The sequence below is a fragment of the Dethiosulfovibrio salsuginis genome, from assembly GCF_900177735.1.
Classification (GTDB): domain Bacteria; phylum Synergistota; class Synergistia; order Synergistales; family Dethiosulfovibrionaceae; genus Dethiosulfovibrio; species Dethiosulfovibrio salsuginis.
The window spans coordinates 1-22103 of sequence record NZ_FXBB01000040.1 but is presented as its reverse complement, the minus strand read 5'-3'; the positions used below and the strand labels follow the sequence as shown (position 1 = coordinate 22103).

Here is a 22103-nt window from a genome sequence, read left to right as displayed (position 1 = left end):
CGCAACTTCAAGGCGAAGCTTAAAATATCGGGCTGCTTCCGAACCTCGGAAGGGGCTCGTGACTATGCCAAAATAATGTCGTTCCTCATTACGGCGAAGAAGAACTCGATCAACATCTTCGAGGCCATGTCTATGGCTCTCGATGGTCAGATTCTCTTCCTGGATGGGGCGACTGAATAGTTACCTGCACGGTAAGATAGCGGACCAGAGACGTGACTTTTTGCACAAGGTCAGCACCGAGATCATTCGCGAAAACCAAGCCATAGTGATCGAGGACCTTAGAGTAAAAAACATGTTGAAAAACCATTGCCTCGCTAAAGCCATATCGGAGGTTTCATGGAGCGCGGTTCAGATCGATGCTGGAGTATAAAGCCCTGTGGTACGGCAGAGATCCGATAATAGCTGGGGCAAATTATGCCAGCTCCCAACTGTGCTCTGAATGTGGCTACAAAAACCCACTGGTAAAGGATTTAGCCCTAAGGGAGTGGGTGTGTCCAAGCTGCGGCGTTCGCCATGACAGGGACGTAAATGCGGCACAAAACCTACTGAAACTAGCTCTGCCCACCGAAATTAGCACGGCAGTGTAGCTTTGGTACTCACGAGGTCGGAACGACCTTCAGAGCCTGGGGAAACTTGTCTCGTTAGAGATATTGACCAGGAAGCCCCCACTTCTATAAGTGGGGGTAGTTCACTGTTTTGTAGTTTTAGGCTTTTACGAACCAAAGACTCCCTTTGGAGATGTTTTTGACAACCAGGTCGAGCTGGTTGGTTGAGTTTTATCCTTCTTGATGGAACGAGGCCCTTCCCGATATTTTCGGAGAGGGCCTCGTTTCGGTTTTCTCGGCCTTTAGATAAGGCAGGATTTAACGGTATCCATCGGAAGAAAAAGATGGAGATCGTTTTGTGGGATGGATTCAAACCCGTATTTACCGTAAAAACGCTTTGCGGTCTCGTCCTTCGCTTCGACGAAGACAGCAAAAACCCCTATGTCCAGGGTTAGGATCCTCAGCAACCCATCTTGAAGCAAAAAACCACCGAGTCCCTTGCCCTGCATCGATTGATCCACCGCAAGACGGCCAAGCAATACAGCAGGCAATAGAGGGTAGGGGTATTTTTTTGCGCGATCCTCCGGTAGGGATCTTAGCGGGACGCTAAAGGCACTTAGCGTGTAGTACCCGATAAGATCATTGTCGGAGTTTACCGCCATATGGCATTTCGTAAGGTTTCGTTTTATATCCTGAGACACCTGTTTTTTGATGTATCTGTCCAGTTCCTCTATGCCACATGAAAAGACGGTTCTGTCGATCTCCTTGTTGAAGGGAACGACTCTACAGAGGGATTCTTTCATGTTTTTTGAAAAGTGCCTTTAAAGCTTCAGTCGGTTCCGGAGGGTTTTCTATCGAGTGGAGTATTTTCTGCTCTGCCTCGATAGATAGATCTAAAATCATGTTTTGACGGATCACTTTATCCGCCTTTTCCTGTGCCGCTTCTACGAGAAACCTCGATACAGGGGTTCCAACTATCTCGGCAGCACGTCTTATCAGTTTATCCTGTCTCGGAGTCAGTCTAGCCTCGAGCCTTTCAGTTGCAACAGCACCCATCTGCCTCACCTCCTATGACGATATTGTACGGTAAAATAACGGACAGGGCAAGAGGATGACCATTGGGGCAACGATACGGTGGAGGAGGGGGCAGTTGGCTCTTGAGACAGAGGATTCCCGAGGCAGGATTTTTTTCACGAAATATCGTCCTTTCTCTGGGAGTTTTTGTCCTCGATAAAAGGGGCCGTCAGAGCATCTATCTCCCCTCCCCCACCGACCTGTACAGTTCCTCCATGAAAGGTATCAGGGGCTCTGATGCCCGCCAGAATGGCAGTGGGCCCAGGCGACGGGGGAGGGTTCCGTGGAACTCCGACGGTGGAGCCGATTCCCCAATAGGCGGCAGGTCGGCGGATCCCCAAAAGCCCTCGCCGTCGGTAGGGATGGGCTCCGGGGGGAGGACCACCTTTTGCGACCGCTCCTCGCTGGATAGGCCGAAAAGGTCCTCCCTTCTCAGCCCTCTGAGGGTCAGCAGGAAAAAGGGGTCTGAGTCGAAGGCCTCGGCGACCAGGTAGAACACCGCGGCTATGTGCTTGCATGGGTTGGACCAGTCGGGGCAGGAACAGTCGGTCTTCAGGTCCACCTCTGGGGCGGGAAACAGCGGTAGCCCAACCCCCTCGAAAATCTCCTCCATCTCCTTTGGCAGATCCCTCTCCGTAAGTCGAGCCACCAAAAAGGGCTGTTCCTCCAGCGCCGAAAGGAGCCCCTTCCTCTGCCCATCGGTTAAAACCTTACATTCCAGCGTGACGGAATACTTTCCCGCCGCGGATCCCTGCACCTTGGCGGTTATCTTTCCCGGTGAGGAGGCCAGCTCTGTGACCTGTCCCTTTCTGGCGTAGGTTTTACCTCGGGATAGCCGTCCGCCGATACGGGAGGACTCTAGAAGCCTGACCCACTCTTTCCCCCACCAGGTCGAGCCGAAGCTGCCTCTGCGGCTTATGGCCTTGATGCCTCCGTCCACCTTTCGAGGGGAGGTGGGCTCATACCACATAAAACGGTCGTCTCTCTTTCGTGCCATCTCCTACACCTCCAACGCTTCTCTGTCCAGCCTCAGCAGGTCCTGAAGTTCCCGGTCCGAGAGGTTTCCTATCCAGACGTTGTCCCCACCGACGATCTTTTCCGCCAGGTCTTTTTTGTTCTCCAGCATAGTGTCGATCCGCTCCTCCAGGGTCCCTGGAACTATAAAGGTGTGAACCTGGACGTTTTTCTCCTGTCCTATTCTGAAAGCTCGGTCGGTCGCCTGGTTCTCCACCGCAGGGTTCCACCATCGGTCGAAGTGGACGACGTGGTTCGCCCTGGTCAAGGTGATTCCCGTTCCTCCCGCCTTGAGGGAGAGTACGAATATCTTAGGGGCGTTCGGCGAGCTCTGGAAGGCCTCCACCATCTCGTCCCGTTTCTTTCGGGGTATCCCTCCGTGGAGCAAAAAGACCTCCTGGGCGAAGTACCGTCTCAGCCATCCCTGGAGCATCTCCCCCATCTCCCGATATTGGGTGAAGATGAGGCAGTGTTCCTGATTTTCCTGAAATCCCTCCAGAAGATCGATCAGACGGCGGAGTTTGCCCGAGCGGTTCTCCAGAGGGGAGTTGTCCCCCAGAAAGTGGGCCGGGTGGTTGCAGATCTGCTTGAGCTTGGTCAGAGTAGCCAGGACCAGTCCGTTGCGACCACCGGCGTCGCCGTTTTTGAGCCCATCCTGAAGGTCGTCCAGCACCGATTGATAGAGGGAGGCCTGTTCCTTGGTCAGGGAACAGTATTCCTTCGTCACGATCTTTTCCGGCAGGTCCTTTATGATGGTCTTGTCGGTCTTGAGCCGCCGGAGCAAAAATGGAGCGGTCACCTTCCGCAGCTTCTCCAGGGCGGTCTCCCCTTGGGGGGTCTCTCGGGACATCTTGAAGGCCTTTTTGAAGAAACTCTGAGAGCCGAGAAGGCCGGGGTTCAGGAAGTCCATGAGGCTCCACAGGTCCATCGGTCGGTTCTCCACCGGAGTTCCGGTCAGGGCGATTCGGTGTTTCGCCTCGACGCTCCTGGCGGCTTTGGACTGTTTCGCCTCGGGGTTTTTTATGTTCTGGGCCTCGTCCAGAATCATAGAGCTCCAGGGAACCTCCTGAAAGAGGGCCAGATCCCTCTGGAGAAGTCCGAAGGTGGAGATCACCAGGCCGTGGCCTTGGGCGGCGGTCTGGAAGCTTTTTTTCCGGTTTCTGGCGGTTCCGTGGTGTACTAAAACCGGAAGCTCTGGGGTGAACCGCTCCGCCTCCTTCAGCCAGTTGTTCACCACCGAGGTGGGGCAGATCAGGAGGGCTGGCTTGGTCTCCCCTTTTTCCCTCTCCCTCTGGATATGGGCCAAGGTCTGGACGGTCTTTCCCAGTCCCATGTCGTCCGCCAAGCAGGCCCCTAGCCCCCACCGACGGAGGTAGGAAAGCCACGAGAACCCCTCCTCCTGGTAGTGTCTGAGGGTGCCTTTAAACTCCTGAGGGGGCGTCTCCGGGGATAGATTTTTGCTTTTCAGGTTTTCCAGAACCTGGGCGAACCATCCCTCCACTGCGACTCGTTCCAGGGGAAGATCGTCCACCTGAAGGCCGCCGTCGGTAAGGGCGGAGGCCAGGATCTCCGACGCCGTAACCTTACGGGAGCCCTGTTTTTTTAGGAAGTCCAGGGCCTTTTTGATATGCTCCGGGCTGGTCTCTATCCACTGGCCTCTGAACCGCACCAGAGGGGTTTTTAGCTCCGCCAGCATCCTCATTTCCTCCGGGGTTAACTCCTCTCCTCCCAGGGAGAGGACGTACTGAAAGTCCAGCAGGCTCTCCAGGCCCAGGTCTCCGTCGCTAGGCGAGGAGCTGGACGCCTTGGCCGTGAGCCCCACTTTTTTCAGCCCCTTGTGGTTGATCCACCAGGAGGGAAGCTGAAGGGTGAAGCCGGAGGCCTGAAGTGCGGAGGCCTCCTCTTTCAGAAAGTGCAGCGCCTCGGAGGAGTTGAGGGAGAAGCCCTGAAGCTCCTTTCTCTCCAGGTTTTGTGCCATGTGAGGCGACAGCCTGGCTCCCTGTCCCAGGGCGGTCAGAATGAATTCCTGGGAGACAGTCTGGAGCAGCTTTTTAGGTATGGAGCCGGAGCCTTGAAAGACCTCCTCCAGAGGAATGAGGGTGCTCGGGTCGGCCTTGGGCTGCAACAGGTAGCGAACCTCCCACCGATCTTCCTCCGACGGCGGCTCTTCCAGGCGGAGACAGAAGCGAAAGGCCGATTCGCTGTGCAGTCTGGCGGGACGGCTCCAGCGGTCAAGGGCTGTGGCGAACTCTACGATGTCTTTCTCCTCTTTCCACCGAACCTCCGGGGACGGCGATCTAAGGGCCTCCAGCCATACGTCGTGAAGGCTAGGCAGCGCTTTTTTCGGCCCTTTTGAGAGCCTAAGCCGGATCAGGCCGTTCAGCATCGTTGAGACCATCTCTCTGGTGTGGTCCATGGCCGGGATCTCCGGGGGCTTTTCTCCCGAGGCCATAGAACGAAGCACCCCGGGCAGGCTCTCCGCCAGGTGTTCCATGGCCCTCTCCCCTTCCTCCGACAGGACGGGGATCCAGACCGCCTCCCAGGTCGAGTCACGCTGGACCAGCGACGGAAGGTAGCTTTCCTGGGCGATGAGGTTTTCCACCAGCCGAAAGAGCCTGAGTCCCCAGTGGAGGGATTGGCCCAGGATGAGCCCCGTTCCCGGAGGAACCTCCAGAGATTCCCGTTGGAAAAGGTCCTGGAGGTCTTGGGCCTTCAGCGGCAGGACGGAGAGGGAAAATGGAGCCAGAGTGGTCTTTTTTCGTCGGTCCGGCTCGTCCCCCAGAAGTGGCGACGATGGGATAGGGACTCCCCCTCTTGCGGGAAGCCATAGTGTCCGTTTTACGGCGGTCATTCGCCTGGAGGGCTGAAACAGCTCCCCCTGGGCGAGGTGCTTAAGGAGGGTTGGATCGGGGGATTGAGGTTTTTCCTTGGGTTCCTCCCCCCACAGGTAGAAGGTCCGTTCCCCGAAGGAAAGGTGAATTGCCCTCATAGAGATCAGCTCCGAACGTCTGGGATATGGATCAGGGATATTGTAGCATCGGGGCACGGGGGGAGGGGGCTTGTCTGGATTCAATCTTGTACAAACGACCTCTGACGGTTAGGATGTACAAGGTGAGCACGTTTTTTGCGTGAGACGATAGATGCTGAGTTGTCGGCTGTAAAGGAAGATATTTAAAGATTTTTAGACAGGAGGAAGCTGAGTGAATAAAGAAAACCATTCTGATTTATTTAGCTATGGTTCTACCTGGATTCGAGCGGACTTTCACCTTCACACCAATGCCGATAAGGAATTCACCTTTACCGGGGAAGAGAATTATTATTGCTCAAACTACGTCGATGGATTGATAAAAGCAGGTATCGGTCTTGGGATTATCACGAACCACAATAAATTTAACGTGTCGGAGTTCAAATCCCTCAGGAAAACGGCGAAAAAGAAGGGTATTTGTTTACTCCCAGGAGTTGAGTTATCGACCAGCGACGGTTCAAACGGCGTTCATACCCTGATCGTTTTTGAAGATAGATGGCTGGAAAACGGAAATGACTATATATCCCCTTTTATCTCTAGCATGTTTCCCGGGAAAGCGGAGTCGGAGTATCAGCACGAAAACGGTCGGAGCGATAAGACCATTCTTCAGGCAGTGGAGGAGCTGGATAAGACCGTACGAGACTATTTTTTGATTTTTGCCCATGTGGAGCAAGATAGTGGCCTCTGGAAAGAGTTGTCCGGGGGGAGGCTTAAGGATTTTGCCGAGAGTAGATATGAACCACTAAGGCGACGTTGTCTTGGGTTTCAAAAGGTGAGAACGTACCATAAGGAAGATTCGGTCTGCCGTACCAAGGTAAAAGATTGGCTCGGTGGCTGGTATCCCGCAGAGGTAGAGGGGTCGGACTGTAAGTCTATCGAGGAGATAGGCAAGGGAAGACGTTGTTTTCTGAAGCTTGGAGCTTTTTCTTTCGATGCAGTTAAGTTTGCTCTGGTCGATAAAGAAAGCCGGGTGTCCATCGAGCCGGTGCGACATGACCATTCCCATATTCGGTGTGTTCGCTTTACCGGAGGAATACTAAACGGGAAAGAACTTCATTTTTCACCGGAGCTGAATACCTTGATAGGTATCAGAGGTAGCGGCAAGTCCTCTGTGCTGGAGGTGCTTCGCTATTGCCTTGAGATTCCTTTCGGAAGTAACGCCGGGGATCAGAGATACAAAGAAGAGTTGGTTGGCTTTGCTTTGGGAAGCGGAGGAAAGGTGGAGATCGACGCCGTGGATCGACATGGGCAACCTTACACTATCAGAAGGGTCTGGGGGGAGACTTACTCCGATGTTCTGGTCGGCGGTAAGCTTCAGCCTGGGATCTCCATCAGAGAAACGGTGGTCTATAAACCGATCTATTTTGGACAAAAAGATCTATCCAATACCGGTCATGGTTTCGAGAAAGATCTTGTGGATAAGCTTTTAGGCTCCCGATTGGAGGACGTCCGTCGCAGGATAGAGGGACAAAAACGCAGAGTCGTGGAAGCTGTAGACCGTATGCTTAAAGTCGACGGTGTTCAGGAGCAGATAGAGGAGCAGAGACAAATTAGGAAGGACACAGAGCATCGCCTAAAACTTTATCAGGATAACGGTTTCGAGGAGAAACTAAAGAAAAGATTGGATTTTGACAAGGACGCTCGAACCCTCGAAAAAGGTGTCGGTTTGGTCGAGGCTTTTGTATTTGACCTGGAGGATTTGCTTGCCCGCAACGAAGACGAGATTCGGAATTTTAAGGGCTATGTATCACTGAATAACGGCATCCTATTCGATAGATTTTACGAACACTACGAGGTATACGTCTCTTTTGTCGCTCGTATCAGGGAATGGCTAAGAGAGGAAAAAAAAGCTCGAAAATCTTTGTCCGAATGCCAGGAGGAGTTTTCAGCTATTCGCAAGGGCATGTTAGAGGAGTTTGCCGACGTAGAACGAAAGCTCTCCGTTCAGTTGCATGGAAGTGGCATTCAAAACATTAGCACCGATGAGTTTTTAAAGTTAAAGCAAAAATTGTCCAGGGCTAATCAGTTCATTTCCGAGTTTGAGAAGCAAATCGATCGACAGGCAGGATTGCGGGACGGACTTTTGATCGAACTTGCCGCATTGAACGACCTCTGGCTTGAGGAGTTTAACGTTATAAAATCAGAGCTGGACAAGGTTATCTCTAAGGATTCTCCGTTATCTATAGAGTTTGGATATAAGGGTGATTCACAGGAATACCTTTCCTTTATGAAGGAGATCTTCAAAGGCAGTGGGGTTAGAGAGAGCACTTATAGGGGGATCGTGGATCGTTATGTCGATTTTATCGACATATATAGGGATTTCGAAAATGCGAAGGCTCTTTTCGGGAGCAATCCGCAAAACTTGGTAGAGCGTTTCATGGATAACCTTAAAATTCTTTTGACCTGGCAGAGGCCGAATAAGTTTATTATTAAATATCATAACAAGGAGTTGAAAAACCATTCGTTGGGACAGCGGGCTTCCGCTCTGATACTATTCGTTTTAAGTCAAAGGGAGAACGATTTAGTCATAATAGATCAACCGGAAGATGACCTGGATAATCAGACGATCTACGAGGATGTTATAAAATTGATCAGGCAGATGAAACCGACTGTTCAGTTCATTTTTGCCACCCATAACCCAAATATCCCTGTTCTTGGCGATGCGGAACTGGTTCATGGCTGCTCTTTTGCTGAAGATTCAGTCCAAATTGAGTCCGGCAGCATCGACGATCATGGGATTCAACGGACTGTAATTCAGGTTATGGAAGGTGGCAGAGAGGCTTTTAACCGTCGTAAGGAGATTTATCAAATATGGAAATCGTAGATATTTTGCAGATCCTTTCGCAAGGCGAAGACAGCAAAAATCAGTTTAAAAAGAACGTAGTGAATGCCGATAGTCTGGCCGCAGAGCTCGTTGCCTTCAGCAATACATTAGGCGGTAAGTTTTTTATCGGTGTCGATGATGACGGTGAAATTATAGGATTAGAGCAAAAGGACATCCAAAATTTCAATCAGCTTTTATCCAATACGGCTAGTCAGAATGTGAGACCTGCCATCAACCCGTTGACGGAAATTTTTACGATCGATGGAAAACGAATTCTCGTCGTCGATGTTCCCAAGGGAAACAACAAGCCTTATCAGGATAAAAACGGCGTGATATGGGTTAAAAACGGTTCGGATAAACGAAGGGCTACATCTCGGGAGGAGATACAGCGATTGTTTCAGGAGTCCGGTATGATTCATGGGGATGTATCTCCGGTCAATGGCATCACTGTGGCCGATCTTGACATGGCTTATTTCAAGGCTTTTTTCGAAAAACGATACGGCAAGTCCCTTGAGGATCAGGAGATCCCCCTTGGTCAGCTTATCACCAATCTCAACCTCGGTAGAGATGGTATATTGAACGTCACCGGTGCATTGCTGTTTTCTAATTTTCCTGAAATGTATCTCCCTGCTTATATCGTTAAAGCTGCGGTTTTCCCTGGAACTAACATCGCTACAGAGGAGTACATAGACAGTCGGGATATTTCCGGGAAAATGTCCGACGTTTTTCAAAAAACCATAAACTTTATGCTGGAAAACGTTAAGCATGTTCAGGGAGAGCAGGGTGTCAACAGTGTAGGAAAACCGGAAATTCCCAGGGTTGTCCTTGAAGAGCTTGTGGCCAATGCCCTCGTCCATAGGGATTACTTTATATCCGCTCCTGTTCGGGTGTTTGTGTTCTCCGACAGGATAGAGATAATCAGTCCAGGGCATCTACCCAACAATCTGACGGTGGAAAATATCAAGGCCGGAAACTCCAATACCCGTAATCCTGTGTTGGCCTCTTTCGCCTATCAGATTTTGCCTTACCGTGGTTTTGGATCTGGCATCATACGTGCCTTGGCTCAATACCCGGATATCGAATTTATCGATGATCGTGAAGGCAATATTTTTAAGTGTGTTATCTTGCGCCGTTAAACTCCATAATCCACCCCTTGACATTTCCACCCACCTCGGTATAAACTACCGGGCAATTATCCAGGGACGGGAGAGATCGATATGAACCGAATTTTCTCAGGACAAAATTGGTGGTGGCAGGCCTCATAGTCTGCCGCCATTGCCTATAAATTTAAATCACTAAGCTAGAGGCATTGGAGGCGGGTCCCGACAGGGACTCTCTTTTGGTGCCTCTTGCCGTTTTCTCGGGGAGAGGTCTGTATGGATCTCTCCCTTTTTGTATTCTTTTTTCATCACCTAAAGGAGGTAACTTTATGAGTTTTTCTATCGACGATCTTGGGGGCTCTTTCACCGCACTGGACGAATTTACGTCCATGGCGGAGGTTTTTGACCTGGTCCCTCTGGTCTGGAGAGGTTCCTCCCAGGGGCTCGATCCGGCGGACCTCTACCACGGCCTAAGCCGATCGGTGAAGGGATCCTTTCTTCTCGAGAGCGGCGGAGCCGGCCGTTATTCCTTCGTCGGGGTGGAGCCAGAGAGGGTCTTCTCCTCCGACGGCCATTCGCTTCGGGGAGAGCTTGAGTCCTACTTAAACTGCCTCAGGCCAAAGACCGAGGGCCTTCCTCCTTTCACCGGAGGGGTTGCGGGATATTTCGGTTATCCCATGGCGGAGGTCTGGGAGCCCCTGTTTCATGGGACCGACAGAAAGCTCAAAGACGACGGATCGCCTAAGGCGGTGATGATGGGTTTTTTGACCGTGATAGCCCTGGACCACCGATCCGGCGAGGTCTTCGTCGTGGAGAACGTGAGGATCCCGGAGGGCTCCGACCGGGGCGATCACGAGGCCCTCTACCTCTTTGCCTCCTCTAAGGTTGTGAGCCTTGTTCGGCAACTCAGGGAGATCGTCCCCGCTCCGTTGCCCGAGGGGCCCTGCCACGTAGGGCCTGTTACGCCGGAGATGGACAGGGAGGACTTTTTGGAGATGGTCAAAAAGGGGAGGGAGCACGTGGCCGCCGGGGACGTATGTCAGGTGGTTCTGTCCCAGGCATTTTCCGCCGAGACGGACCTATCCTCCGACGAGATATACCGGGCCCTCAGGGAGGGCAATCCCTCTCCCTATCTGTTTCGATTGGAGCTGCCCCACCTGGAGCTCATAGGATCCTCCCCGGAGGTCCACGTCAAGCTGGAGGGAGGCAAAACCCTGATCCGCCCCCTTGCCGGGACCAGAAAGAGAGGGGCCACGGAGGAGAGGGACAGAGAGCTGGAGCAGGAGCTTCGGTCCGACGAGAAGGAGAGGGCGGAGCACGTCATGCTGGTGGACCTGGCGAGAAACGACCTTGGCCGGACCTGCGCTTTCGGCTCCGTGGAGGTGACCGAGCTTCTGGGGGTCGAGCGGTACTCCCAGGTGATGCACCTGGTTTCCCAGGTCGAGGGCAGAATAAGGGACGACCGCACCGCCCTCGACCTGCTTGAGACCTCATTCCCCGCCGGGACGGTCTCAGGGGCCCCGAAGATAAGGGCCATGGAGATCATAGAGGACCTGGAGCCCACGCCCAGAGGCCCCTACGCCGGGGCGGTTGGATACCTGGGGTTCGACGGCAACATGGACACCTGCATCGCCATAAGGACCATGGTCCGAAGGGGTACAAAGGTCACCGTTCAGGCGGGGGCGGGAATAGTCTACGACTCACTGCCGGAGATGGAGTATCTGGAGACGGAGAACAAGGCCAGAGCCCTTTTCAGGGCACTGGAGAGAGCTGGAGAGAAGAGGTCGAGCAGATGATCCTTATGATAGACAACTACGATTCTTTCACCTGGAACCTGGTCCAGATGCTTTCCGATTTCGACCACGTGGAGGTGGTCAGAAACGACCAGCTCTCCCTGGACGAGCTGGAGGCAATGGAACCGGACCGGGTTGTCATATCCCCGGGCCCCGGAACCCCCGCCAACGCTGGTCTGTCCAAAGAGGCCATAGACCGTTTCAAGGGCAAGGTCCCGGTACTGGGGGTCTGTCTGGGCCATCAGGCCATGGCGGAGGTCTTCGGAGGGACGGTGGTCAGGGCCCCGGTTCCCTGTCACGGCAAGGTCTCACCGGTTATACACCGAGGCGAGGGTATCCTGAGCGGCCTGCCCTCTCCCTTCGGAGCTACGAGGTATCACTCCCTGACGGTGGACGAGAGGTCACTGCCTATAGAGCTCCACGTCACAGCCAGGACCGAGGACGGCATGATCATGGCCATGGAGCACAGGGAACACGCCCTTTTCGGGGTGCAGTTTCATCCCGAGGCCATACTGACCGAGGGAGGAAGGGTTTTGCTTGGTAATTTCTGCCGACTTAGTTCGGGAACTTCAGAGAGGGGTTGTCGTCGTGTTAAGACCTGCGCTTGAGACTCTGCTTCGCCGGGAAAACCTGTCCCGGTCCGCTATGGAGGAGGCCATGGAGGCCATCATGGACGGTCAGGCTCCAGAGCCCCAGGTGGCCGCCTTCCTCGCCTGTCTTAGGAGCAAAGGGGAGACGGTTGAGGAGATCTCCGTCGCGGCCAAGGTCATGAGGGAAAAGGCCTCCGCCGTTGCGGTGTCCTCTACCCCTCTTTTAGACATAGTGGGAACAGGAGGGGACTGCACCGGGACTTTCAACATATCCACCGTCTCCGCCCTGGTGGTGGCGGCCTGTGGGGTGTCGGTGGCAAAACACGGAAACCGGTCGGTGTCCAGCAGATGCGGAAGCGCCGACCTGCTGGAGGCTCTTGAGGTTCCATTTCTGTCCTCCCCCGACTCGGTGGCCCACTGTATCGACCGAACCGGCTTCGGGTTCCTCTTTGCCCCCAACTTCCACAGCGCCATGAAGAATGTGGCCCCCATAAGGAGGGCCATGGGCGTCAGGACCATCTTCAACGTCCTAGGACCTCTCACCAACCCCGCCACCCCCGATCGGGAGCTGATGGGGGTCTTCTCCCCCGAGCTGACCGTCCCTATGGCCCAGGTCCTCGGCTCTCTAGGTATGAAAAGGGCCATGGTGGTCCACGGCCACGGCGGAATGGACGAGCTATCCCTGTCCGGGCCGAACGTGGCCTGCCTCCTGGACGACGGAGTTCTCACCGAGATGGAGATATCCCCCGAGGACGTGGGCCTCTCCACCGCCAAAGAGGGCTACGCCGCAGGAGGGGACGCCAGGGAGAACCGGGCCATAGCCCTGTCGGTGCTGGACGGCGACGAGGGACCGAAAAAGGACGTGGTGCTGCTCAACTCGGGAGCCGCCCTTTTCGTGGCCGGAAGGGTCAGCTCCATAGCCATAGGGGTGGCCATGGCCAGGGAGGTCATAGACTCGGGGCTAGCCAGGAGAAAGCTGGAGGAGGTCGCCAGAACCGCCAAGTCACTGGAGGGAGCGGCGTGATACTGGACAGAATAGCCGCCAGAAAGGAGCAGGAGGTGGCGGCCCTGACCGCTCCCAGAAGGTCCCTCTTTCAGGCCCTTAGCGAGCCGGGCCTGTCGGTGATAGGGGAGATAAAAAGGGGATCCCCTAGCGTAGGGTCCTTCGCCCTGGACGCCGACCTGCCGGGCAAGGCGAGGGCCTATGCCAAGGGCGGCGTGGCTGGTATATCGGTGCTGACTGACCGGGATTTTTTCTTCGGTGGCGAGGAGGTCCTCTGCTCCCTCCGGCCTGTGGTGGACCTGCCCATCCTTAGGAAGGACTTTCTGATCCACCCTGTCCAGCTGGAGCAGAGTCGCCTGATCGGGGCGGACTCGGTGCTTCTCATAGTGGCCCTTCTGCCAGGGGAGAGGCTCAGGGAAATGGTCTCCCTGGCCGAGGATCTTGGCATGGACTCGCTGGTGGAGGTCCACGACCTGGATGAGCTCCACAGGGCCCTGGACGCCGACGCCAGGATCGTCGGCATAAACAACCGAGACCTTCGGGACTTCTCGGTGGACCTGTCGGTGTCGGAACGGCTCCACGGCGAGATAGTCAGGCTCGGGGCCAGGGAGGGCAGGGTGGTGGTTGCGGAGAGCGGCGTCCACTCCGGGGCCGACGGGGCAAGGCTCAGGGCCGCCGGTCTTGACGGGGTGCTGGTGGGAGAGGCCCTGATGAGGTCCCAAGACCCCGCCTCCTTCGTCCGGCAGCTGAGGGGCTTGGAATGAAGGCCAAAATTTGCGGCCTGACTGCGAGGGAGGACGTGGCGGCGGCGGTGGAGCTGGGATACGACTGCTTAGGCTTTATCCTGGCCCCCAGCCCCAGAAGGGTTTCCCTACATCAGGCCCGGGCTCTCCTGGAGGACAGGCCCAAAACACCCACCGTGGCGGTGGTGGTGGACCCCGCTCCCTCGGAGCTGGAGGCCATAGTCTCCAGCGGCCTCTTCGACTACGTCCAGTTTCACGGCTCCGAGGGGCCCGAGACCGTGGGGTCGGTCCCCTCGATGAGCATAAAGGCCTTCGGAATATGTGGCCCGGAGGATCTGGAGAGGGCCTTGTCGTTTCAGGCCGCCGACTTGCTCCTCCTGGACGGACCTAGAGGGGGAGGGGGACGGAGGTTCGACTGGTCCATGCTGAAAGGCCTTAGGATAGATCGCCCCTGGATGCTGGCGGGAGGCTTGGGGCTGGACAACCTGGAGGAGGGGATGTCCCTGGGGCCCGACTGGGTGGACCTGAACAGCGGGCTAGAGGTGTCCCCGGGGGTGAAGGATAGGGCCAAGATGGCCGCGGCCATGGAGATGGTCGAGGGCTTTAACCGACGGAAGGAGCTGCGTCATGAATAAAAAGGGATATTTCGGACCTTACGGAGGTCGTTACGTGCCGGAGACGTTGTTTCCGGCCCTGGAGGAGCTGGACAGGGCCTACGAGGCCATTAGGGCGGATAGGGATTTTCAGGAGGAGCTGAAGGTACTGCTCAACAAGTACAGTGGTCGCCCTACGGCCCTCTATCACGCCGAGAGGCTTTCCGACTCCCTGGGCATAAAGGTGTACCTTAAGAGGGAGGACCTCAACCACACAGGGGCCCACAAGATAAACAACGCCCTGGGACAGGCCCTCATAGCCCGTCGCCTGGGGAAAAATAGGATTATCGCCGAGACAGGGGCGGGCCAGCACGGGGTGGCCAGCGCCACCGCCGCCGCCAGGTTCGGCATGGAATGCACCGTCTTCATGGGAGAGGTGGACATAGCCAGACAGAGGATGAACGTCGACCGAATGAGGCTTCTAGGGGCCCAGGTCGTCCCGGTATCCTCGGGAAACAAAACCTTGAAGGACGCCACCAACGAGGCGATTCGCCACTGGGTCGCCCACGTGGAGGACTGCCACTACATAATTGGCTCCGTCGTAGGACCCCATCCCTATCCCTCTATGGTGCGGGACTTCCAGAGGGTCATAGGGGACGAGGTGAAAGAGCAGATCATGGCCGAGGAGGGGCGACTTCCCGACGCCCTGGTGGCCTGCGTCGGAGGGGGGAGCAACGCCATGGGCATATTCTACCCCTTCGTGGACGACTCCGTTCGTATGATAGGGGTCGAGGCGGCGGGCCACGGCATCGAGACAGGGGAGCACGCAGTCACCCTCTCCGGCGGCAGGGTAGGGGTGCTGCACGGAAGCCGGTCCTACTTACTTCAAACCGACGACGGACAGGTCATAGAGCCCTACTCTCTGTCCGCAGGACTGGACTATCCGGGAGTTGGGCCACAGCACAGTTTCTTCAAGGACACAGGCAGGGTCGAGTACGTCTCGGTCACCGACGATCAGGCTGTGGCGGCCTACGGTAAGCTCTGCTCCCTGGAGGGAATCATACCGGCCCTGGAGAGCTCCCACGCCCTGGCCCATCTTGAGGTCATGGCGAGAGATGGAAGGGACGGCCTGGTGGTGGTGAACCTCTCGGGCAGAGGGGACAAGGACATGGACTCGGTGAGGCCTTTTTTGCTTGGGGAGGACGAAAGATGAAGGATCTTGGGATTTTTTGCGGCAAAAAGGCGGTTATTCCTTTCGTGATGACCGGAGATCCCGATAGGGACACCACGGTAAAGCTGGTGGAATCCATGGTTGAGGCTGGAGCCGTTGCGGTGGAGCTCGGTATGCCCTTCTCCGACCCTCTGGCCGACGGCCCGGTGATACAGGAGGCTGGGCAGAGGGCTCTGGCCTCCGGGACGACACTGTCGTCGGTTTTGGAGACCGCCGGAAGGATCACCGAAAGGACGTCAGTGCCGGTCATACTCATGGGTTACGTCAACCCGATTATGTCCTACGGATTTGAGAGGTTCGCCAAGGACGCCTCCCGGTCTGGGGTGGCGGCGGTGATAGTGCCCGACCTGCCCTTCGACGAGGGTGACGAGCTTCACGATGCCCTGAGGGCCCAGGGGGTGACACCTATACTGATGGTCTCCCCCAACATCGGCGACGAACGGCTGGCGGAGATAGGCCGAAGGGCCGAGGGATTCGTCTACTGCGTGTCCCTCCTCGGGGTGACCGGTCAGGGAGGGCTCCATCAGGGGATGAAGGAATATATCGAAAGGGTGAGACGGCACGTGTCGGTCCCTCTGGCGTTGGGCTTCGGCATAGACGGCCCGGAGAGGGCCGCCTCGGTGGCCCCTATGGTGGACGGCGTGGTGGTAGGAAGCGCGGTCATAAAGGCCTTCAACGAGGCAGGAGGAGGCCCGGAGGGAGTGGCCCGCGGGGCGAAGCTGGTGGGGGATATAGTCTCCGCTGTCGGATAGGTTGTTGTGTAATGAGAAAGTAAATAAGTCTGATATTTTTAGCTGATTCTAGCATAAAAAACGACTTTTTGTCGATAGAGTTGTCGGTTTCAATTAAAAGAATCTCTGTGTATTTTTATATAATGTGATTTGTGTTCAAGAGACAGGGGCTTCCGCCGTCTAAGGCGAAAGCCCCTGTCTCTTGGCTTATCACGATTTTGGGGAGTTGGATAGGAAACGAGCTGTTTCCATTTTGGAAACAGTTCGTCGCCAGGGTAGGGATGACGCTGATCCTTGACCGTCGAGATCCACCATGTGATAAGCTACGTGATGCCTGATCAAAACTATCACCCGCCAAATAGGAGTTGATAAAATTTGCCAGCAAAAAATAAAATCAGAGGAAATTACTTTGAAACAAAAGTAGTAAAAATTCTCCAAGGCCATTTTGGCTTGAATGACCATGAATGCCACAGGGCTCAATCGTCTGGGAATTTTCGGACGGAATATGGCGATATTTACTTTAAAGATCAAGAAAGACATCCACTGATAGTGGAGTGCAAATACAGAAAAGAAATTTCACTGGATTGGTTTTTCCCCGATTTCAACCCTGAGGTTTTGTCCTGGGTCGATCAGACAAGGGAGTCAGAGAAAAAGTTCAAAGCCAATTTCCCCTCTTTGAGCTTTCTGTCTATCCTGATAGCCGCCAGGCCAAATCAGCGAGATTGGTATGTCGTGATATTGAATAATTCATTAAATATGCCAGTCCCAGCGAAGAAATTTGTAGTAGATGGATATGAGATAACGACGATGTCAAACCTGTTGAAAAGCTTGCCTAAAGAGTTTTGACGGCTTTTTATTTAGGTCACAGGATCTCCGGCCCCTTTTTCTCCAGAAACGCCACGAAGCTGTCGGCCCACATCATGGTCAGGGCTGTCAGTATCAGGATGAAAGTTCCTCTAACGCTTCTGGGGACAAATAGCATGTGATCCCTCCTGGAAAGGTTTTATCTGTCTATGTACCGTTGTATGTCCATTTTACACCTAGGATCGCCCTGTTAGGTCGTCGGGTGTTGACGAAGAGGGAGCGTAGTATCTCTCGGTGTTACGTTTACGGAGGAGAAAAGGAGATCTCATGAAAAAAAGTTTGCCAAAGGTGGACGGAGATTGGGGAAGGAAGGATATGGTCGCTCCGAAGGTGTGGGAGATGGGAGCCCGCATAAACGTCAACCAGTCGAGGTGTGGCCGTGCCCTGGGATTATAGCACTGGCGATAATCGCCGCCCATCCGTCGGCCCAATGCGTGGTGCTGGACCATGGCAAACTTCATCTCCCTGTTGTATCATGATGGTTCTGCATGTTAATGTAGCCATTATAAGGAAGTGGTTTTTGTGATAGCCGACAAATACGATGCTTTTTTTCTGGATCTGGACGGAGTCGTCTACGTAGGAGATCGTCAGACCGACGGGGCCGCCTCGGCTCTGGAGAGGCTCCGCTCCATGGGCAAAGACCTCCGGTTTCTCACCAATAACCCCACCGATGGAGGCGAAATAGTCCGTCGGTTGAAGTGTCTGGGGATAGAGGCAAAGGAGGAGGAGGTTGTTACCTCCGGGACCGCCACCGCCAGAGTGCTGGCGGACAGAGGAGTCGGTCCGGTATGGGTGCTAGGCCACGGCGGACTGAGAAAGGCCATGACCGACGTGGCTCTGTCCCTCGCTGATGCCCCGCCATGTGAGGCGGTGGTGGTAGGTTGGGACGACGGCGTGACGTTGGGAGAGATCCGGCGGGCCGCTTTGGCGATCCGGAAGGGGGCTCTTTTCGTCGCCACCAACGAGGATCCCACCTATCCCAGCTCCGAGGGAATCCTCTCGGGAGTCGGAGTGGTCGTGGAGGCCCTTATCGCTGGGAGCGGAATCAGGCCCCTGTCGGTTGGCAAACCGTGGACAGCTATGTTCGATCAGGCCATGAAGACGCTGGCTCCAGGAAGGCGTGCCGTCATGATCGGCGACACCCCTTACGTGGACGTTTTGGGAGCTCACAGGGCGGGCATAGACGCCATCCTTATGGGATCCGCCGAGACCTATCCAGGGAAACTGGATTTCAGAAACCCCGACGGCCGGATAGATAAATTAGGCGACCTGTTCGACGACTCGATATCAATGGGATCCTGGGATTCTCCTGCCTATCCTTGGCCCGAGTCGGTCGAACCAGGAGTCGCCGGGGTCGTACTGGACCAGTCGGGCAGGGTTCTCCTGATGCGTCGCTCCGACAACCGACAATGGGGTATCCCCTCAGGACACGTGGAACCGGGGGAGACGGTGCAAACCGCGGTGATCAGGGAGATCCGGGAGGAGACAGGGCTGTATGTGGAGGTCGACGAACTGATTGGTCTCTACTCCGACCCTGTCTCTCAGGTGATAACATATCCAGACAGCCGGATATGTCATTTCGTGACGAGCTGTTTCCTCTGTCAGGTCAAAGGAGGCTCTCTGATCACCTCCGGTCCCGAGACCCTCGATGCCCGATTCTTCGATCCCCATCTCCTGCCGGAGCCCCTGATGTCCATGCATCCCACATGGCTGGCCGACGCCCTGGCCCCTTCGGGCAGACCATTCGTGAGATAGGTTTTGTGACCTAAGGTTTTGCGCTTTTTTCGTGCGGTCCTACTTTTCACGGGTCCACTTGAGCTCGTCCATACAGTAGGAGATGACCACCTCGAAGAGGGACACCGACGAGGTCAGGGCCGCTATGAACAGCAAGGTGAAGAAGAGCGCCGACCAGACCGGACCACCCCACATCTTGGAGAACACCGCCGGGAGGGCTATGAAGGACAGCCCCGGCCCCGCTCCTGCGTCCACACCGAAGGCGAAGACCGTGGGGAATATGACCAGCCCGGAGAGGACCGCCACCATGGTATCCAGCAAGGTTACCGTTGCCACCGACCTGGGAAGGTCCTCGTCGTTGGATATGTAGCTTCCGTAGGTGATCAGGATGCCCATTCCCAGTGAGAGGGAGTAGAAGGCCTGTCCAAGGGCGTCTATGACCGTGGCCCCGGTGACCTTGGAGAAATCGGGCTTGAGGTAAAAAGATACCCCCTCCATGGCTCCAGGAAGGGTCAGAGCCCTGACCATGAGTATGACCAGTATCACGAACAGCCCGGGCATGAGGACTTTGCAGTACTTCTCGATGCCCTCACCGACTCCCCTATACACCACCACGACCACCATGGCCATGAAGGCGAAGAAGGCCAACAGCACCTGGGGTGGGTTTGCGATGAAGGTGAGGAATATGTTTTGAACGTCCTCCGCTCCTCCCTTCAGCTTCCGGAAGGCTCCGACTGAGTTGCGTTTCGATGCCCTGCCTATGGCGAACTCCGCTAGCATGACCGACGCCCCGATGCAGAACACCATCACCAGGTATATGATCAAAAAGGCGGCTCCTCCGTTTTTGCCGGTTATGTACGGAAATCTCCATATATTCCCCAGCCCAACCGCCGATCCCGCTGCCGCCAACATGAAGCCCATCCGGCTTCCCCACTGTTCTCTTCCCTGACGATCGTTGCTTTGACTCAACTAAAAAACCTCCCTTGACTTTGTTATATCCATACAAAAAAGGCCGGGATCGTGAGATCCCGGCCTGAAGTTCGTCAGCTTACGGTTACACGCCGACAAGAGCTGTTCCTTGACTCCAGGATGGGACCTGCAGCTAATGACGACTAGGCTGACGATTATGTTGACTATAAAGCAGCTTGAATCTTTCACAGCAGCTCCCTCCTTCGTCTGTTTTTTTAGGATATGGGAGACATTGTAGACAAGAAAGTGGTCCTTGGCAAAGGGCAAAAACTGCCCTAGTGAGTGGGAAAAAGTTTGATTAGGCCTCTCTCTCGGTTTTTTGTTGTAGAATTAGAAAAACACGATTGCAGGCGATGTACCCTAGAAATGAGGTATTTTAGATGATAAAAAGCATATCGATAAAAAAATTCAAGAGTCTGGTTGACATGGAGCTTGAGTTGAGCGACTTTACATGTCTGATCGGCTTAAACGGATCAGGGAAATCCACGGTGCTTCAGGCCATCGATTTTATCGGCCAGATGATGAGAGGCAAACTCTCCGATTGGGCCAGGTCGCGACGTTGGAACTGGAAGGACATTCCATCTCGGCTAGGTCAGAAGGCCCTAGGAAGGGTTATTTCTTTCAAAGTAACGGCGGAGGTTAAAGCTGGAATGATAGTCTGGGACTGCCAGTTCAACTGCGCAGAGAAATTCCTTCGCTGCACTAAAGAGTCGGTAAGAAGTGGTAGCGATAGCGGTAACCTTCTCATGGAGGTTAAAGACGGTGATTATCGAATAGGGGCAGCCCCATTTCGTCGGATCGAATTTGATTATCAGGGGTCGATCCTATCTCAGCTAAAAGACTCCTCCTTAGATGGACAGGCCGAGCTTTTGGAGCTTAAAAAACTTATAGGATCGATCAAGTCCATGGACCTGCTCTCGCCTCCTCAGATGCGCGAAAGGGCCCGATCTGTGGAGGAGGTCGGACCTGGAGGAGAGGGTCTATCGGCCTTTATCGACGGTATGACCGATAAAGAGAGAAGGGAGCTCATTGACTCCCTGCGGGAGGTCTATCCTCACCTACGGGATGTAGAGACAAAATCCCTACGTAGCGGCTGGAAGGAGTTGAAATTTAAGGAAAAATACGAGGAAGAGCTAGTTACAGAGGCCCATCACATGAACGATGGAACCCTTCGTCTAGCCACTATCTTCGCCCTTTTGGCCCGAGATGACAGGATACTTCTGTTCGACGAGATTGAAAACGGAATCAACCCAGAGGTCATGGAAGGGCTGGTGCAGCGCATGATAGAGGCCCCTCGTCAGGTGATAGTGACGACTCACAGCCCTATGATACTGAACTATCTGAGCGATGAGGTTGCCGAACGCTCGGTGATACTGCTTTATAAAAACAGTGAGGGACACACCAAATCGACCCGTTTTTTCGATCTCCCCGAGGCGAGGAAAAAACTCACCTTGCTCGGTCCTGGCGAGGTTTTTCTGGATTCGGACCTAAGAGAGCCTGTGGAAATTCAGGAGAGCTAGGCTGATGTTATTTCTTCTGAGCGGGGAGGGGCCAAGCGATATGGGAAGCTGTTCCTCTGGCCAGGGATTTTGCGACCTGGGAAACGGTGATTTTAGGCCGGGGCCTATGGCGTTGTTTGTGGATAAACTTGCCGATGTTATCCTGAATTACTCTGTAAGCGTCAAAGCTAGCAGTACCTCGTAGCATCATCATCGGCGTGAGATAATCGCCCCACGATGAAGACTGAAGGGAACTCAATCAGTACGGGGGTGGTAGACCAATGATGACGAACCAAGAAGCTAAGCTAGCAGAGACCTTAAAGATCTGGGCAGATCATATCAATGACTGTCGTTCCAGCGGAATGACCGTAAGGGCCTGGTGTAAATCCAAGGGAATCCACGTTCATACCTATTATTACCGTCAAAACCAGGTCCGCAAAGCTGCCTGCAAAGAGGCGGAACAGCAGGAGCGTAAGACATCGGTATTTGCCGAGATAAAACCTATGGAGCAACGTCGGGTTCTGTCCTGTTCTCCCTCGAATATAGCGGTTACCCTCAGCGTAGGGAGCAACCTTATGGCCGTTCACAACGGAGCTGACAGGGACACCGTGTCAGCTGTTCTAAAAATGCTCTCTGCCCTATGAGAGGGCAGGGAGTCCTTAACGGTATAGCCGATAAGCTGGATCATATCTACATAGCCTGTGGCAAAACAGATCTCCGAAGAGGCATAGACGGTTTAGTCGCTATCATACAGACCGAGTTCAAGCTTGA

At 54.6% G+C, this 22103-nt stretch carries 23 protein-coding genes and 1 pseudogene; 19 read left to right on the top strand and 5 right to left on the bottom strand.

Annotated features, from left to right (window positions below; translation table 11 throughout):
* The 3 genes from B9Y55_RS13515 to B9Y55_RS13400 all read left to right on the top strand — a co-directional run.
* A partial coding sequence (locus B9Y55_RS13515) for a hypothetical protein (protein ID WP_407641448.1) occupies positions 1–180 on the top strand: 180 nt, incomplete at its 5' end.
* Complete coding sequence (locus B9Y55_RS13405) at positions 143–370, top strand: transposase (protein ID WP_327078444.1); 228 nt, start codon at positions 143–145, stop codon at positions 368–370. The genes B9Y55_RS13515 and B9Y55_RS13405, both read left to right, overlap by 38 nt.
* Complete coding sequence (locus B9Y55_RS13400; protein WP_200806674.1) at positions 357–587, top strand: zinc ribbon domain-containing protein; 231 nt, start codon at positions 357–359, stop codon at positions 585–587. The genes B9Y55_RS13405 and B9Y55_RS13400 overlap by 14 nt, the downstream gene beginning before the upstream one ends.
* Positions 588–847: 260 nt before the next feature.
* Here the strand turns inward: B9Y55_RS13400 and B9Y55_RS11380 are convergent, their stop codons facing one another.
* The 4 genes from B9Y55_RS11380 to B9Y55_RS11365 form a co-directional block, all read right to left on the bottom strand.
* Positions 848–1348: a GNAT family N-acetyltransferase gene (locus B9Y55_RS11380; protein ID WP_085545477.1), complete on the bottom strand. Its 501-nt coding sequence runs from the start codon at positions 1346–1348 to the stop codon at positions 848–850.
* Positions 1329–1601 carry a type II toxin-antitoxin system TacA family antitoxin gene (locus B9Y55_RS11375; RefSeq protein WP_085545476.1) on the bottom strand — a complete coding sequence of 91 codons (273 nt, stop codon included), beginning with the start codon at positions 1599–1601 and terminating at the stop codon, positions 1329–1331. The genes B9Y55_RS11380 and B9Y55_RS11375 overlap by 20 nt, the downstream gene beginning before the upstream one ends.
* A 196-nt stretch (positions 1602–1797) precedes the next feature.
* Complete coding sequence (locus tag B9Y55_RS11370) at positions 1798–2616, bottom strand: SWIM zinc finger family protein (RefSeq protein ID WP_085545475.1); 819 nt, start codon at positions 2614–2616, stop codon at positions 1798–1800.
* Between the two features lie 3 nt (positions 2617–2619).
* Positions 2620–5622: a DEAD/DEAH box helicase gene (locus B9Y55_RS11365; protein WP_085545474.1), complete on the bottom strand. Its 3003-nt coding sequence runs from the start codon at positions 5620–5622 to the stop codon at positions 2620–2622.
* Between the two features lie 211 nt (positions 5623–5833).
* On the opposite strand from B9Y55_RS11365, the gene B9Y55_RS11360 reads away from it, so the two are divergent.
* The 12 genes from B9Y55_RS11360 (at position 5834) to B9Y55_RS11310 (ending at position 18885) form a co-directional block, all read left to right on the top strand.
* Positions 5834–8482 (top strand): TrlF family AAA-like ATPase, encoded by a 2649-nt coding sequence (locus B9Y55_RS11360; RefSeq protein ID WP_085545473.1) that lies wholly within the window; start codon positions 5834–5836, stop codon positions 8480–8482.
* Entirely contained in the window at positions 8470–9618 is a 1149-nt protein-coding gene (locus tag B9Y55_RS11355; RefSeq protein WP_085545472.1) for an RNA-binding domain-containing protein, read from the top strand. The genes B9Y55_RS11360 and B9Y55_RS11355 overlap by 13 nt, the downstream gene beginning before the upstream one ends.
* 293 nt (positions 9619–9911) lie before the next feature.
* Positions 9912–11378, top strand: a complete 1467-nt coding sequence (locus B9Y55_RS11350; protein WP_085545479.1) for an anthranilate synthase component I family protein — start codon at positions 9912–9914, stop codon at positions 11376–11378.
* Entirely contained in the window at positions 11375–11983 is a 609-nt protein-coding gene (locus B9Y55_RS11345; protein WP_085545471.1) for an anthranilate synthase component II, read from the top strand. The genes B9Y55_RS11350 and B9Y55_RS11345 overlap by 4 nt, the downstream gene beginning before the upstream one ends.
* Positions 11964–12989: an anthranilate phosphoribosyltransferase gene (trpD, locus tag B9Y55_RS11340; protein ID WP_085545470.1), complete on the top strand. Its 1026-nt coding sequence runs from the start codon at positions 11964–11966 to the stop codon at positions 12987–12989. Before B9Y55_RS11345 ends, trpD begins: the two co-directional genes overlap by 20 nt.
* Complete coding sequence (locus B9Y55_RS11335) at positions 12986–13732, top strand: indole-3-glycerol phosphate synthase TrpC (RefSeq protein WP_085545469.1); 747 nt, start codon at positions 12986–12988, stop codon at positions 13730–13732. The genes trpD and B9Y55_RS11335 overlap by 4 nt, the downstream gene beginning before the upstream one ends.
* Positions 13729–14346 carry a phosphoribosylanthranilate isomerase gene (locus B9Y55_RS11330; RefSeq protein WP_085545468.1) on the top strand — a complete coding sequence of 206 codons (618 nt, stop codon included), beginning with the start codon at positions 13729–13731 and terminating at the stop codon, positions 14344–14346. The genes B9Y55_RS11335 and B9Y55_RS11330 overlap by 4 nt, the downstream gene beginning before the upstream one ends.
* Positions 14339–15517, top strand: a complete 1179-nt coding sequence (gene trpB, locus B9Y55_RS11325) for a tryptophan synthase subunit beta (protein WP_085545467.1) — start codon at positions 14339–14341, stop codon at positions 15515–15517. Before B9Y55_RS11330 ends, trpB begins: the two co-directional genes overlap by 8 nt.
* A complete protein-coding gene (gene trpA, locus B9Y55_RS11320) occupies positions 15514–16287 on the top strand; it encodes a tryptophan synthase subunit alpha (RefSeq protein ID WP_085545466.1) in 774 nt (257 codons plus the stop codon). The genes trpB and trpA overlap by 4 nt, the downstream gene beginning before the upstream one ends.
* Positions 16288–16641: 354 nt before the next feature.
* Positions 16642–17112, top strand: a complete 471-nt coding sequence (locus B9Y55_RS11315; RefSeq protein ID WP_085545465.1) for a putative PDDEXK endonuclease — start codon at positions 16642–16644, stop codon at positions 17110–17112.
* A gap of 285 nt (positions 17113–17397) precedes the next feature.
* Positions 17398–17526, top strand: a complete 129-nt coding sequence (locus B9Y55_RS13640) for a hypothetical protein (RefSeq protein WP_268753307.1) — start codon at positions 17398–17400, stop codon at positions 17524–17526.
* 126 nt (positions 17527–17652) lie between these two features.
* On the top strand, positions 17653–18885 hold the full coding sequence (locus B9Y55_RS11310; RefSeq protein WP_085545464.1) for an HAD-IIA family hydrolase: 1233 nt from the start codon (positions 17653–17655) through the stop codon (positions 18883–18885).
* A gap of 42 nt (positions 18886–18927) precedes the next feature.
* Here the strand turns inward: B9Y55_RS11310 and B9Y55_RS11305 are convergent.
* A pseudogene (locus B9Y55_RS11305) lies at positions 18928–19785 on the bottom strand (sodium-dependent transporter); the annotation flags it as partial.
* Between the two features lie 428 nt (positions 19786–20213).
* Between B9Y55_RS11305 and B9Y55_RS11295 the strand changes: the two are divergent.
* The 4 genes from B9Y55_RS11295 to tnpB form a co-directional block, all read left to right on the top strand.
* On the top strand, positions 20214–21353 hold the full coding sequence (locus tag B9Y55_RS11295) for an AAA family ATPase (RefSeq protein ID WP_085545462.1): 1140 nt from the start codon (positions 20214–20216) through the stop codon (positions 21351–21353).
* Positions 21354–21357: 4 nt separating this feature from the next.
* A complete protein-coding gene (locus B9Y55_RS11290) occupies positions 21358–21537 on the top strand; it encodes a hypothetical protein (protein WP_085545461.1) in 180 nt (59 codons plus the stop codon).
* 76 nt (positions 21538–21613) lie between these two features.
* Positions 21614–21976: an IS66 family insertion sequence element accessory protein TnpA gene (gene tnpA / locus B9Y55_RS11285; protein WP_085545460.1), complete on the top strand. Its 363-nt coding sequence runs from the start codon at positions 21614–21616 to the stop codon at positions 21974–21976.
* A partial coding sequence (gene tnpB / locus B9Y55_RS13735; RefSeq protein ID WP_143340932.1) for an IS66 family insertion sequence element accessory protein TnpB occupies positions 21973–22103 on the top strand: 131 nt, incomplete at its 3' end. The genes tnpA and tnpB, both read left to right, overlap by 4 nt.